13 protein-coding genes and 1 tRNA gene are annotated in these 14,980 nt (G+C 27.1%); 13 read left to right on the top strand and 1 reads right to left on the bottom strand.

All coding sequences use genetic code 4. The features are described from left to right. The 3 genes from JV175_RS02955 to JV175_RS02945 form a co-directional block, all read left to right on the top strand. Nucleotides 1-416: hypothetical protein (locus JV175_RS02955; RefSeq protein ID WP_205499463.1), on the top strand; the 416-nt coding region annotated here is incomplete at its 5' end. Then, nucleotides 409-1,107, top strand: coding sequence for a 16S rRNA (cytidine(1402)-2'-O)-methyltransferase (gene rsmI, locus JV175_RS02950; protein ID WP_205499461.1), 699 nt, complete (start codon nt 409-411; stop codon nt 1,105-1,107). The genes JV175_RS02955 and rsmI, both read left to right, overlap by 8 nt. 69 nt (nt 1,108-1,176) lie before the next feature. Beyond that, nucleotides 1,177-1,252: transfer RNA gene (locus JV175_RS02945), tRNA-His, on the top strand. A gap of 407 nt (nt 1,253-1,659) precedes the next feature. Here JV175_RS02945 and JV175_RS02940 read toward each other — a convergent pair. Next, nucleotides 1,660-2,232 (bottom strand): thymidine kinase, encoded by a 573-nt coding sequence (locus tag JV175_RS02940; protein ID WP_205499459.1) that lies wholly within the window; start codon nt 2,230-2,232, stop codon nt 1,660-1,662. Between the two features lie 156 nt (nt 2,233-2,388). Here JV175_RS02940 and JV175_RS02935 point away from each other — a divergent pair, with 156 nt between their 5' ends. The 10 genes from JV175_RS02935 (at nt 2,389) to pepF (ending at nt 14,938) form a co-directional block, all read left to right on the top strand. Continuing rightward, complete coding sequence (locus JV175_RS02935; RefSeq protein ID WP_205499457.1) at nt 2,389-5,367, top strand: OppA family ABC transporter substrate-binding lipoprotein; 2,979 nt, start codon at nt 2,389-2,391, stop codon at nt 5,365-5,367. Beyond that, entirely contained in the window at nt 5,339-6,337 is a 999-nt protein-coding gene (locus tag JV175_RS02930) for an ABC transporter permease subunit (protein WP_205499455.1), read from the top strand. Before JV175_RS02935 ends, JV175_RS02930 begins: the two co-directional genes overlap by 29 nt. After that, a complete protein-coding gene (locus JV175_RS02925; protein ID WP_205499453.1) occupies nt 6,331-7,398 on the top strand; it encodes an ABC transporter permease subunit in 1,068 nt (355 codons plus the stop codon). Before JV175_RS02930 ends, JV175_RS02925 begins: the two co-directional genes overlap by 7 nt. A 9-nt stretch (nt 7,399-7,407) precedes the next feature. Continuing rightward, nucleotides 7,408-8,205 carry an alpha/beta fold hydrolase gene (locus JV175_RS02920; RefSeq protein ID WP_205499451.1) on the top strand — a complete coding sequence of 266 codons (798 nt, stop codon included), beginning with the start codon at nt 7,408-7,410 and terminating at the stop codon, nt 8,203-8,205. Nucleotides 8,206-8,278: 73 nt separating this feature from the next. Next, entirely contained in the window at nt 8,279-9,604 is a 1,326-nt protein-coding gene (locus JV175_RS02915) for a hypothetical protein (protein WP_205499449.1), read from the top strand. Nucleotides 9,605-10,169: 565 nt separating this feature from the next. Continuing rightward, nucleotides 10,170-10,541 (top strand): hypothetical protein, encoded by a 372-nt coding sequence (locus tag JV175_RS02910; RefSeq protein WP_205499447.1) that lies wholly within the window; start codon nt 10,170-10,172, stop codon nt 10,539-10,541. Between the two features lie 96 nt (nt 10,542-10,637). Then, nucleotides 10,638-10,802 carry a hypothetical protein gene (locus tag JV175_RS02905; RefSeq protein WP_205499445.1) on the top strand — a complete coding sequence of 55 codons (165 nt, stop codon included), beginning with the start codon at nt 10,638-10,640 and terminating at the stop codon, nt 10,800-10,802. Between the two features lie 483 nt (nt 10,803-11,285). Continuing rightward, nucleotides 11,286-12,638: an APC family permease gene (locus JV175_RS02900; protein WP_205499443.1), complete on the top strand. Its 1,353-nt coding sequence runs from the start codon at nt 11,286-11,288 to the stop codon at nt 12,636-12,638. Nucleotides 12,639-12,716: 78 nt separating this feature from the next. Next, the gene (locus JV175_RS02895; RefSeq protein WP_205499441.1) at nt 12,717-13,109 is read left to right on the top strand and encodes a purine phosphoribosyltransferase family protein; all 393 of its coding nucleotides are present in this window, start codon (nt 12,717-12,719) and stop codon (nt 13,107-13,109) included. Further along, nucleotides 13,109-14,938, top strand: a complete 1,830-nt coding sequence (gene pepF, locus JV175_RS04425) for an oligoendopeptidase F (protein WP_205499439.1) — start codon at nt 13,109-13,111, stop codon at nt 14,936-14,938. The genes JV175_RS02895 and pepF overlap by 1 nt, the downstream gene beginning before the upstream one ends. The last annotated feature ends 42 nt before the right edge of the window (nt 14,939-14,980 follow it).

The raw sequence follows: 14,980 nt of genomic DNA, 5'->3' as shown, positions 1-14,980 counted from the left end.
TATTAAGAAATTCAATGTTTAAAGAGTTTTGAGCTTATTTAACCGATGATGAAGAATTCATTAATGCTAAATATAATCAAGAAACTGAAAACAATCTTCAAAATATATTTGATGCTTTCAATAGTCTTGATGATAAAAAATTCCTTGCAAAATTAGTAAATATATTTAATAAGGATAATTCTTTAGTCATCTTAAATTTCTTAAGCGTATTGTATAGTGAAATTATTTTTGACCAAAATAATTTCTTCCGTTCTATTTTTAACCTTAATAAAAATCTTTATAATACTGAAAAAGATTGAATTCTCTTTTTTAATTTGATTGAAGAATATAAAAAAATCTTTAAAAAAGATAATATTAATTTCAATGTTCAAAAATCAGAATTTTTTATTAAATTAAGCGAGTTATATAATGTCTAAACTATATATTGTTGGTACACCCATTGGAAATCTAAAAGATATCACTTATCGTGCTGTTGAAACTCTTCACAATGTTGACTATATTTTTTGCGAAGATACTAGAACTTCTTCAGTCCTTTTAAAACACTATGAAATCAAAACTAAAACACTTTCTTACCATAATTTTAATGAAAAGGAAATGGCAAAAAAAATTGTAAATCTTATTCAGGACGGTAAGGAAGTTGCTATTATTTCAGATGCGGGAATGCCTGTAATAAGCGATCCTGGTTTTGAGGTTATTAAGCAATGTGAAGACAGCAATATTGAAGTTGATGTTATTGGTGGGCCTACTGCTTTAATTCATGCTCTGATTAAATCTAATTTTGGTGCTTCTTTTACTTTTCTTGGATTTTTAAAAGATAAAAGTCAACAAAGACTGAATTTCTTTGAAACATTAGATTACGGTGTGTACGTTTGTTATGTTAGTCCACACAAATTAATTGCAACTCTTGAAGACTTTGATAAACATTATCAAAATAGAGCGGAAATTTTTCTAATTAAAGAAATGACTAAAAAATATGAAAAATTTTACAGGGGTTTTGCAAGTGATATAATTAGTGAGTTAGAGGATAATATTAAAGGCGAATTTGTTTTAGTATTTAATTATCAAAAACCAAAACGAGTTAAAGTTAATAAGTACGCTCAAAATTAATGTCACATAAACTTATTTAAATGCTTGAAAAAAAACAAATAATTGTTATAATTTTTAAGCTTTAATATGGCGGAAGTGGCGAAGTGGCTAACGCTCTGGGTTGTGGCTCCAGCATTCGCGGGTTCGATTCCCGTCTTCCGCCCCATTTTTTTATACTTTTTTCACTATAAAAGTGTATTAAATTACACCTATATAATTATTTTTTTATCATTTTTAAAATTTTTTATATTCAATCAAATTAAATTTAAAATCTTAAATTTTATATAATATTTCTATATTTGTTTTTATCTTAATATTTATATCTATTTTTATTTTTATTTATACATTTCAATTTTCAAAGATTATTATTTTTTATTTTTTTCAAATTTTTAACTCTTATTTTTATAGTTTTATTTATTGTTTAAATTAAAGTTTGTATATATGTTATTTTTTCTCTCTTCATTTTTTCTTATAATTAACATATTTTTTAGATTTAAACTCCTTTCTATTTATTTAGTATTGAAAAAAATTCAAAAAAACATAATTAAAAAGTCAAAACTTAGGTTTTGACTTTTACTTTGCCTTTTTCGCTTCTTCTCCTGCAATATGACAAATCCGGCATCTTGCCTCGTAAATGTTGTTGTTATCAATTAAAACTGTGTCATCTGAATTAACTGTTCGAAATGAACAAGAAGCATCGTTTTTACATTTTACACAAATTGCTTGCAGTTTTGTTACGTTTTCTGCAAGCGCCATTAATCTTGCCATATTATCAAATGGTTTACGTCTGAAATCTTGATCTAGACCACTAATAATAACCATTAAACCTTTATTTGCCAATCATTCACAAACATCCACGACTTCATCGCCTAGAAATTGAGTTTCATCAATAATAACCGCATCAATATTTGGTGTTATCAATGTTTTTATTTCGTTTGCATTTTTTACCGTGTTTGTTTTTCGATTTGCTCCACTTCGCGAAGAAATTTTATCAATTCCAAAACGTGTATCAATTACTGATTTTACTAAAAGTAAGTTATATCCAGCAATTTCTAGTCTACGTACTCTACGTAATAATTCTTCACTTTTACCGCTAAACATTGGTCCAACAATTACATGAATTTCGCCTTTTTTAAACAAAGCCATCGCATCCCCCCTTTTTTTACTAGTAATTTATAACATATTTATTATGGTAAAAAAAGGAGAAAGTAAAAAAAGTGTGTTTTTGCGTATGTTTTGTTAAAAAAATGTAATAATTAAAATGCTAACCAAAATTAAAAAAAACAAAAAAAGAGAAAAGAAATGAAAAAACTTAATAAGAAAATATTAGTATTTTCATCTATTTTAGCAGCAGCGTCATTAGTATCGCTGCCTTTTATCGCCGCGCAATGTGACGGCACAGATTCAGAAAAATCTACTGATAAAAGTGGTAATTCAGCAAAATCTCCTGCTAAAAGCGATGATTCAACAAAAACATCTGATGCAAATGGTGATTCAACAAAATCTACTGATACGAGAGATGATTCAGCAAAATCTAACGATGTTCTTCCGCAAGAAGAAATTGCAAAATTACAAACCGTTAACTTTAACCAATCACAATCATTGCAAGCTAATAATTTTTATTTAGATACATCAGCAATGATTAGTATCTCAGTTCCACAAAACGATGTCGCCAACCCATCGGTTGCGGCTAAATTATTTAGAATTAAAACTATCACATCACCTAAATATAGCGATATTGACCCAAGGATAGTTTCGACACCAGGAAAAATTGCTTATAGATTTGAATTAGCGAAAGCTATAACCTTAACTTTAGAAGATGGTTCAACAAAAACATTTGATACCGATGTTTACGACGAAACTCAAAAACCTTCGACACAACCATATCAAATGCAAATATCTTCAAATCCAAAATCAATTAACTCAAAAGAATTTAAAGATGCGCTAAAACAAGCAATACAAATGTCAATTTCTATTAAGGATGATGTTTACTGAGTGGATGCTCACGGAAATAAGACACCTTATAAAGTACAAGCAAAAGACTTTTGATATTCATACTTACGTTCATATTTCTTAGGGCGTTTCCAACGTCAAGAAGCCGGCTATAACGGAACTACAGAAGAAGCTAAAAAGATGGATGCACACATTATTGAGAAATTAAAAATCAATAAAAATGTTAGATTTGGTTCTCAATTATTTACACACAACCAATTATTCGAAATTAATGGACTGAGTTCGGAACAATTCAGAGAATTTGATAAAGAAAGTCTAACACCAATAAATGCCGTAAAAAACAATGAACTTGTTTTTAATCGTGATAATACTTACAAAGATTTCGCAAACTTTGAAAAATACTGAGAACTACTGCTTACAAAATCTTTATTATATGCCGCAGCACCTAGTCAATATATTGATTATCTTGCACAACAGCCTGAATATAATACAACATTTACATACCAAGTAAAAGAAGGTGATACAACCGTTACAAAAGAACTTCCAGAATATGGAAAAGGAATTGTTCACCAAATAGGTTTATATTACTACGGTACAAACTTTTACACACAAAATCTTTATGCTGGAGCTTATTATCCAAGTGCTGATGAATCTAACGAAAATAAAATAGTTTTAAAACAAAACCCTGAATACTGAGATAAAGACTGAGTAAACTCAAATACTTCAATTAAAAAAGTTATAATTAAAGCAAATTCAAATGACCAAAGTACTGATTTCCAAAACTTTAAAAATGGACAAAACTCAGTATGAAGTTTTCTTGATTTAGATCAAAATAACAAAGATTTTGTTGAAAAAAATAGAAATAATTTAAATCTTCTAAAATACAAAAACTTCCTAAAAACAAAAACAACAACTTCAACTGCTTTTAATGTTATTCCTGCACCAAGAGCAGTTGTTAACTTTGTTAATGGTAAATTTGTATTTAATGACGTAAATTATTCAAAATTCTACAATGATGATTATGCAAAAATCGTTTACGGCGCTTCAATTGAACAAATTCAAAAAGGGTTCAAAGGTGATACAATAAACCAACAAGGTTTTGACTCAATTTCAAGTGGTGTATTTTCTAATCGATCAGTAGCATTTAGATCAATTATCAATGCTGCAATCAACTGAGAATATGTAATGTCAAAATTAAACCCTAACTCAATTCAAGAGTTATGACTTAATGGTGCTGCTCCTGATGCAAAACTTGGTGGAAATGATCAAGAAACATCAAAATATAAAACACCAAGAGATGGTAAAGATATCATTAATGATTTAATCGTTATCGATCACAATGGAAATATTATTGATAAAGGACAGCCAGATCAAGAAGAACCAGAAAATCCTTATAGTTCTCCATATTTTGCAACACTAGCTGATGCAATGAGAAAACTACTTATAGATTATGCTGATGAAAATTATGGTGATAATCCTGAAAACTTATCTGTTAGATGAACAATTTATAACCATGAAGTTTTAGATGATAAAAAACGTGAAGTGTATCAAAATATCGTAAAAACAATCGGTCGCTTATCACCTTATTTAAAACCTGAATTTATTGAATTAGAAACCCCTGAACAAATTGTTAAAGTTTTTGGAAAAGATAACGCAAACGGAAATAACTCAATTTCACAAGATTTAATTCTTTCTTATGAAGACGATTCACTTGCTTCATATCTAGATAAAATTACTCATGCTATTGGAATTTCAATGTTTCCATTATTACAAAAATTTGGAAATTTAAATTCTGATGATAAATTGGCAAGAGAATTTCCTGCGTTGACAGGCTATGCTAAAAAATTAAAAGAAATGTTCGAAAATAAGAAATTCTTGATGAATGAAATTTATGATCCTAGTTCTGATTCTCAAAATAATGAAACATATCCATGACGTAAAATAACATGAGATGATTTTAATAAATTTAACTCATATGAAGAAAGAAACCTATATTTACGTGGAATATATGACTCAAATCTTCAAGCGTTTAAATTTGCAGGATTAGGTGGTATTGGTTATGAATATTCACCAAAAAAAGGTATCTTTACAATCGATAATATTGCAGAAGCTTCAAGGTTTGCAAGAACTTACCTAAAAACAGTAGATAATGAAACATTGATTAATTTATTACGTGAATTAAACACATGAAGATCATTTGATATAAATCTTGAAAAATGAATACCTTCTCTAAGCACATTTGACTATAAAGTTACAAAAAAACATTTAGACATTCCCGCTGCTCTGGACGATATTATCTATGCTCAAGATTTCAAAATTACAAAATAGTGTATTCTGATTTTTATTTAAAAAAATATTAATAAGTTTTTTAGTTTTAGTTTTAATTAATGTATTAATATTTACAATTCTGACTATTCTTCACCCCTTGCCACTTTACTATCAGAAGATGCAAAACGGTGATATTAGTGGAGCAACAAAAGAATTGTTAGATAACGCTTACGAAAAATATGGAATAAACAAACCTGTTTTACACAGAATCTGAGACTTCTTTCTCAGATTCTTTAGTGTAAATTTTCTTCCTTTTTCACATGTAGATAGCTCTTTAGGAATTCAAAGTATTCAAGATACTATTCCTTCTTATTACTTTATCCAAAGAAACAAATATAGTTATATCATTGGTCTAATTTCTTTGCTTTTCAGTTTTTTTCTTGGTTATTTGTTGGGAGTTTTTGCTGGATACAAAAACGGAACTTTTTGAGACTATATTATTAACTGATTTGTAATAATTTTTATTTCTATATCAGTTTTAATTTTGATACCTATTATTAATCTTATTTATTCTTCAACTGGTAATATCGTTGAGTTTAATGAAAAAAAATATTCGACTTGGATTTTACCTATTATTTCTTTAGTGCTTATTAGCATGTCATCAACTGTACAAATTGCACGAAATGAAGTAAAAAAAGTTGTATCTACTCAATACTACATAATTTCAAAAACAATTGGTTATTCAACAACACAAAGATTTTTTAAAGTTGTCATAAAAAATTCAATATCTCCCGTACTCACTCTAATCCCTTTATCAATAATTTCACTTTTTGTATCAAGTATTTTCTTAGAAGTGTATTATGGTGTAAGTGGTACTTGAAGATATTTATACCAAATAATTTTTGCTTATGAAAACGAACCAATTTGTTTCTTAATCATGTTTCTTTCATTTGTTTATTTAGTCACTTATTTTATAACTGAAGTTATTAAAAAAGTTATTGATCCTTACGGAAGGGATAAAGCATGTTAGAAACTCAAAAACATAGTTTTTCTTTTGTAAAAGAAAACAAAAATAAAATTAGTGTACTTACAAAAAAAACTAATTCCTTCAAACGTTTCTTCAGTAATTGAATTGGAGTAACATTAATGATAATTTGACTGTTACTTATTATTTTTTCACTGATTTCGTTTTTTTGAACTACACAACCATATAAAAATCTACACAACATTAATTTAGATCAAAATGTTGTTCCATGATTTAGTAATTCACACAATTCACAAATTAAAATACTTATAAATCCTAATGATATTATTTATAAAAAAATTCTTTTAGGTTTAAATAGTGAACCCAAAATTCACTATGAAATTGTAAGAGATTCTTTGGTTCCACAAATTCAATTTAATATTCTTGAATATATTCAAAAATTTTCAAATGGTAATATCGCTTTATTAGGAACAGATTCAAGTGGAAAAGATGTTTTGGTAAATACATTACAGTTATTTTTCTACTCTGTAGGATCTTCAATAGTGTTATTTACATTGGAAATGCTATTTGGACTGTTTTTTGGTACATGATTAGCATCTAAACAAAATAACTTAACAAACTTTTTTATAAAATTAAGTGGTTCGTTCATTACAATCCCTGACATCATATATATTCTTGTCGTTTTGGTATCTTTTGGTTCTTTATGATCTGTAATTGTTATGATATTTGTAACAGGTTTTGTAAGATTAAGTTATTGAGCACACACATATGCCGCAGATGAATATAAAAAAGACTATATTCTTGCTTTAAAATCTATCAATGTTTCTTCTTTTAGAATCATTATTCGTCACGTTATTCCTGCAATTTTTGGAAGAATATTAATACTATTTGCAAGAAGAATAGGTTACATCATTTTCTTAATTGCAACCATTAGTTTCTTGGGCTATAATATTGACTGAAACTTAGTATCTTTATTTAAAGAAAATTGACCTGATCGTAGCAAGAACATCTTTCAAATCTTATTCCCAACATTATATTTATTTGTATTTTTGGTTATAAATCAATTTTTAGCAATTGAAATTGCCAAAGTAATTGATTTTTATTAAGGAGAAAAAATGATAAAAGAATTTATTTATAAAAATACCAAACTTCAATATTTACAACTTGATAGTAATAAAGAAAAAAACCTTGTTTTTCTTCATGGTTTTTCTTCAGAATTTAATTTTTTCAATCAATTAATTGAAGAATTTAAAGATGAATACAATATTTATGGACTTAACATGCCAGCCCATGGTGGTTCAGAAGAAAAAAAAGAATTAATGAATTTTCTTGAATTTGTTGATATTTTTCATGTTTGAATTAAAGAGCTAGATATTAACAATCTTTATTTAATTGGGCATTCAATGGGTGGGGGAATTGCAATGGCAAGCATTAAAGAACTAGCTCCTAGAATTCAAAAAATTGCTTTAATTGGACCCATGTCTCGTTCAGGAAGAGTAAGAATGGATGAATTTGAAGAATGTTTCTTTCCTAGAAATGTTGAAGATTGAAAAAAATTAGTAAATCTTTGCTACTATAAACCTGATTACATTCTAAATAATAAAGATATTGTTTCTAGAGTTGAAAAATATTTAAGAGAAAATAAAAACAAATTGGACTTTGTTTACGATTTAGGACATAAACTACCTGAATTAGTAAATATGGATGCAATTGATTATGGAATTAAAAACGCAAAAATGCCTGTTGGTTTATTTATTGGTGCTTATGATGGTATTATTGATTACAAAAATATTGCTGAATACTATCACTCTTTAAATAAAGACGTTATTGTTTATCGCTTTTTACAAGCAGGACACTCAATTTGACTTGAACAATATGATGAATTTGTTCAAAAAATGCGAGAATTTCTATAAAAATAAAGAAAGTGAATCAAAAGATTTGCTTTTTTTTATGAAAAAATTAAAATTAAGATGAGAAAGGAAAAAAATGCTCACCAATAAAAAGGATGCATTAATCGAAAACTTTTTCAAAAAACGAAAAGATTTTTTCGGTCAAGAAATTCATATGGATTACTATAACCAAAAAGATCACCCTCACTCATGAAATATCCACCATATATTTCCAAAAGCAAGAGGTGGAAGTGAATCTTTATTCATTAACCAAACTATCGTGGGTGTAAAAAACAATTTAGATATGGCTGAAAAGCTTCAGTACAATGATGAAAAGTATTTCTACACTGTTTTACCTAATCGTTATAAAGACAAGATTTATGGAATAATTCAAAGACAGTCTAAAAATAATTTTCGATCTTTTGAATATTTCAATACTTTAACATACAAGTGGCAAACACTTGATGAAGTGGAAGCGAGTTATGCGGAGCATCTTGAAACATACGAATCTTGAAAACAACAAAACACCAATGAAGATTATGTGCCTGAATCAACTCAGCTAATCACTTCGCAAGATACAATTAAACAAAACTCGCATTTAAGTGTCTCTAAAGATTCTAAAGACGTCTTAGAAGACTCTTATGATGCAAATGATAAATCTTCATGAACAGAAATTGTTCTAAGTGGAAATTGTAACAAAAAAAACTATTCAGTAATTAAACAATTAAGTACTGTTATCGTTAGAAAAGAAAACGCACACTTATTTAAAAATAAAAGTTTTAGTTACAAAAACTACAAGTTTTCAATCAATTCTGAATTGTATAATCAAAATAACGTCTTTTTCATCTTGAAACGACAAAATGGAAAAAACTTTAATTGATACAATCCTTTAACTAAAACCTGAAGCTCTGATTCTTGCACTCAAAAAGAATTTGGTAAACAACTTCGTCAAAGTGAAGGATATATTGCCTTAGCTAAAGAATTAAAAAATAAAACTCCGAAAAAAGCAAAAAACGATCAGCTTCAAAAAGTAATTAGTTATGACTTTTTAGACAATCCATATGTATTCACCGACAAAAATACTTGAAAGGAAGTAAGCGTTTTAGATAAAGAAAAAAGAGGAATCGCTTCAACTCACAAAATCAATAAAATGATTGTTAGCACAAAAACCTACGAATTTCTTCAAAAGCTTACTAGTCCAAAGCAAAGAAAACTTTTCGAGTACGAAGGTGCAACCTACAAAATTTGATCTCAACAAATTAGACACGAAAAAAATAAACCTCAATATTATGGATTGATTGAAAGAGTTAAACCAAAAACAGCAAACTTTTGTGCTTTTGATGTTTTTAAAAACGAATGAATTTGTAAATATAAAACAGCAAAAGACTTCAATCAATCCATAAAATCTTTAAAGAAATTATAAGCTTAAGCACAGAAAACGAAACATCGAGACATTTACTATCTCTTTATAGTTTTGTTTGTAATTTCATTTCTTTAAAACAAATACACAAAATTTGTTATATGTTTCAAAACTAAAGTATATTAATTTTGTGAACACATTCTCAAAAAGAGTGTGTTTTTTATAAATTTAGTCACCTAAAATAGTTATCTAGCTTTATTTTTAAAAATACGTTGACAAATAAATAAAAAGAATATTTTTAGCTATATATTTTTTCTTGTCTGAATAAAAACTGAAAAATTGAAATTGAAAAATTATTAGCTTAATTTAAAAAGAAATTTAAATTTTCACAATTCATAATGCACTTTTTTTGTTGAGGTTTAAAAAACATTATCAAATAATAGATGTAAAAAATAAATCTTGAGTTTTGCTATCAAACAAAGTTTTTTTGAATTTTAATACATAAAAATACAAAAATATTTAGAACAAGTAATAAATAACACTTTTTACAAACCCGATAATTACGATCGTTTAGGAATAATTAATTATATTGTGATTTAAAAAAATTCTAAGAATTTCACTCGTTCTAATGATAACTCCCTTATTGGCTGCATCATGCAATCAATCGACAAAAATCGTAAAAGCAAAAGAACATTCTCTAGGTGAAAGTTTTGAAACATACCATGACAAAAATACAGAAACTGCTTCTGACAAAACTATAGAATCGTCGTTTGATAAAAAAATAGAAACGGTTAATGTTGAAGCGGGAGTTTTACTTGACTATGATGATATTATGGATTATTCTAACAGTCCTAATAAACAATTATTTCTACAATATGTATACACCAATAAAGATGAGTTACGGAAAGATGTCGCTAAGTATTTAGAAGATACTTTCGGTAAATATTCAAAAAAATTTATATTTCTGCTTGTTTTCAATTTGCAACAATTTGATAATTAGTTTTTTAGTAAATATAATTTATTCCTTTCAGGTAGTTGAGACGCAAAATATCTAGATATTTCAGTTACTGATAAGGGATTGGAAAATATAAATATAATGAATAATAAATTTTGTTTTAATTATGATACAGCGGGTGGAATTATTCCATATTACTGAAAAACTATTTTTAGATATGGCGTGTTCTGAATAGCAATACCTAAATTACAAAAAAAATCAATTTCTAAAATATGAAACAGTTGAATATTTTTCATTGAATGATAAATTTAAACCCCGAAGCAGTGCTAAAGACTTCCGCGAGAAAAACAAACAAGTTCATGATTTATTTAAAAAAGAAGTGCAACAAAAATATTGAAAAGTCATATTCAAAGTCCAAAAAACTATAATATTTGAGATTTTAAAATTAATATTTTTGAATAAAAAAGTTAATATAAAAAAACATCTTTGTACATTGTACAAGTGTTTTTTCTAATAAAATTAGTGTTTATTGCTTTATTGCGGCAACAAAGAAAGTATCTTTATAAGTTAACAATAGCATTTTATAACCTATTTTAATAATTGTACGAAGCACTCATTAATAAAAATATACAAAAAAGAAAAATGATAATTATTATGAACTGTTTATCTATAAGTTTAACACTTTTTGTAATAAACATGCAACATAAAAAAAGTATAAATAAATGTAAAAAAACATTTTTATGTATTTTTTTCAGTAAAAAACAACTTTTTCCATTTATAATAGAACAGATGAAAAAAACATTTAATGAAAAAACATTTACTTTACTTGCTATTAATTATGTAATAGGATTTGGTTTTGTTGCCACTATTATGGATATCGTAAAGGTAGGTTACTGAGGACTTTTAATTTTATTTGCCACCACCTTAATTGCAACTGCAACTGCTTTTGCCTTTTCAAGGTTAGTCAATCGTTTTCCAAATGAAGTTGGTGGTTCTTTAGCTTATGCTAAAAAAACCAAAAAGACTTATCTTGCTTTTTTTACTGGTTTTAATCAGTATATTCAAGCCCCTCTATTTGCAGCTACTGGACCTTTATTTTTAGTTAAAATAGCAAGTAACTTGACTGAAAACAATACAACTTTATGAAGTGTAAGAGGTGTATCTATTGCATTTTTTACAGTATTAGTTTTGATTTCTACTCTTAAAATGAAATTATCAAAATGATTAATTTTTTCAACCGCAGCAATAAAATGAATAACTCTTATTTTAGGTTTTGGTGGTTTGATTTATTTAGTTACCCAAAACACAAACAGTGTTAGTGATAATTTTATTAATGCATCAAAAGTAAATTCTTATGTAATTTTTAGTAATATTATTTTCTTTATGTTTGCTTTTGGAGGAATTGAAACTGTTCCCAATATTGCTCATGATGTTAAATTTAAAAATTTTAGAAAAGTATTAATTACTAGTCTTTTAGTCATTGTTGGGTTTTATACATTGGGTTACATTTTATTTTTAAAAACTGATTTAATCGCCTTAAACAATGGTTTTTACAGTATTTATAAAAATTCAATGGGTATTTTTGGTATTGTTGCTTTTAGTTTCTACTTATTTTTCTATAACTTATCAAGTACCCTAACAAGTTCATTGACTTACCCAGCAGCACTAGTCGGATTAGCTAACATTGGTTTTGCACCAAAATTCTTAACAAAGACCAATAAATATGGGCGTCACCGTAATGCAATTTTAGCTAATGCACTATTAACTATTGTTGCAATGATTATTTTTACACTTTTACCAGAAATACTACATCTAAATAAATCAATTTTCAATGATGTTATTAATATGGGTACAATTGCTTTCTTAATGCAATATATTCTTGCTTTCGTTACTCTCTTCAAACTTCAAAAAATGAAAGTTATTGAAAAGATTCCAATCTGGGAACAAATTTTATACTATTTGGCATCAATAATAATAATTGTTTCAAGTTTGGTTTATCTATTTCCATTTTTAGTGGGCATGCCTTGAACAATCACAAATACAATTGTTATTGTTTCATATTTAGGCTCACTGTTGATTGCAACAATATATTTCTTGTTTAGACGTAAAAAAAATAGGTTTAATTTCAACGAAGAAAATTAAATCTCTTATTTTAAACTTCCCTAGTGGAGGTTTTTATATGCTTTTATTTAAAAGTAAATAATATACAATATTATTGTTATGGATAATACAGAATTAAAAAAACTTATTAGAACTGTTTATGATTTCCCTACACCAGGGATTGTTTTCAAAGACATTTCATATTTATTATTTATTATGGTTAGAAAAAAAGGTAAATTACCAGGACCTGTTCTTTCATGTGACTATGGACTTGAATACGGAAGAAACGTTTTAGAAATTCAAGATGGAATTACTAAACCAGGACAAAAAGCAGTTATTATTGATGATGTTCTAGCAACTGGTGGAACTCTGGAAGCAATTATTAAATTACTTCACCGTGAAAAAGTGGAAGTTTTAAGGGTTGTTGTTTTAATGGAATTAGACGGCTTTGATGCAAGACAAAGATTAAACGTTGATGTAGAATCATTAATAAAAATTGAAAAGGGAGAATAATGAAAAAATATAATTCATATAAAGAAGTACCTTCTGAATATAAATGAGATTTAGAAGATATTTTAAAAAACACAAGCTTAGAAAAACTTCAAGAAGAATATTTTGAATTGTTTGAAAAAGAAATTGAAATTAAAGATTCAAAATATAATTCAAAAGAAGAATATTTAAAATTTATCGAATTAGAAGATAAAAGAACACTTGTTGCTTTTAAGATTGAAAATTACTTAAGTAACAAACTAAACATCAATACAGTCGACCCAGAAATTAATAAATTAATTGTTGAGTTCGAAAATAAAGATAATGAATTCAATATTAGACTGGGTTCTGAAGTAAACCGACTTGAAGCAAATAAAGATAAACTGCAAGCATGAAAAGATTTACCTGAATTTAAAAATGTAAAAAAAGACTTCGAAAAAGTATTAAATAATCTTGAACACAAATTAAATCCTGAAGTTGAACAATTTCTAAACGAAGCGGCTAGTGGAAATCCAAGTCCTTACCGAATCTTTTCAATCTTAGATTCTTCAGAAATTGATTTTGGTTATGCAATAAGTTCAAAAGGTAAAAAACAAAAAATTACTGATGGTACTAGAATTAGTTTATTAAAATCAAAGGATGAACAAACACGTAAAAGCACATATAATAACTATTTACTTGGTTTCTGAAAACATCGCCAAAGTTTAGCTGCCTTATTGATTCAACACTTTAAAGAATATACAACAATGGCGTCAATTAGAAAGTTTCCTTCTTCAGTTAGCGCTTTAATTTCTTCTGATAATGTTAAACAAGAATTGTTAGAAACAATTTATTCTAACGTCAAAAAACATATGCCTATGTTCCATAAATTCAGTAAAGCTAATCGAAAATACTTCAAAATTAAATTCAAAAAAGATCGTAAACAATGAGACTCAATGCTTGATTTAGTTGATTTTAAAGCAGAATATAGTGTTGAAGATGCAAAACAAATTTTTATTGATTTAATGGACGTAATGCCAAAAAGATACAAAGATGTAGCAGTAAAAGCTATGTCTGAAAACTGAGTAGATTTTATTAACGTTCCTAATAAACGTGGTGGAGCTTACTCAATTGGTGGACACTACGGAATCGATAAAAAATATATTTTAATGAATTTTAATGGTTCATTAGACAGTGTATCTACTCTTTGCCATGAGATGGGCCACTCAATGCATTCATACTTTTCAGATTTAAATCAAAATATTCGTCGTAGTCAATATCCAATATTTTTAGCTGAAATTGCGTCAATTTTCAATGAGTTAATGTTAAGTGATTATTTAATTAAAAAGGCAAAAAGCGATAAAGAAAAATTCTATATTTTAGGTGAAAGTATTAGTGATTTTGCTGGTACTGTTATAAGACAATCACAATGATCAAATTATGAATTTAATTTATATAAAGCCTTAGATGAAAAACAACCAATTGCTACTTATGAAGATCTCGAAAAAATGTACATTGAAGTCGCTAACGAATATTCAGTGTCAGGAAAAAAATCTAAACCTGGAGATTATGTAAATGTGTACGCAACAATGGTTCCACATTATTACTACAATTTTTATGTTTACAAATATTCATTAGGTTACATTGTAGCTAATGTATTCTACAATAAATTTAAAAAAGAAGGTGCTAAAGCACTAGAAGAATATATCAACAAATTCCTTTCAGCTGGTGATAGTTTATGACCTGCTGACATCTTAAAAAATGCAGGTGTTGATATATACTCAGACGAAATCTATCAACAAGCCTTTGAAAACGTTGAACAAAAAATTAATGAATATATTCAATTGGGAAATAAAATCTTTAAAACAAAATAAAATAAAATAACACAAATTTTTTCAAAACATTTTAAATATCAA

This window comes from [Mycoplasma] gypis, assembly GCF_016924775.1.
GTDB lineage: Bacteria > Bacillota_I > Bacilli_A > Mycoplasmatales > Metamycoplasmataceae > Metamycoplasma > Metamycoplasma gypis.
Note: the sequence above shows the minus strand (reverse complement) of the source record. Positions and strands in the feature narration are given on the sequence as shown.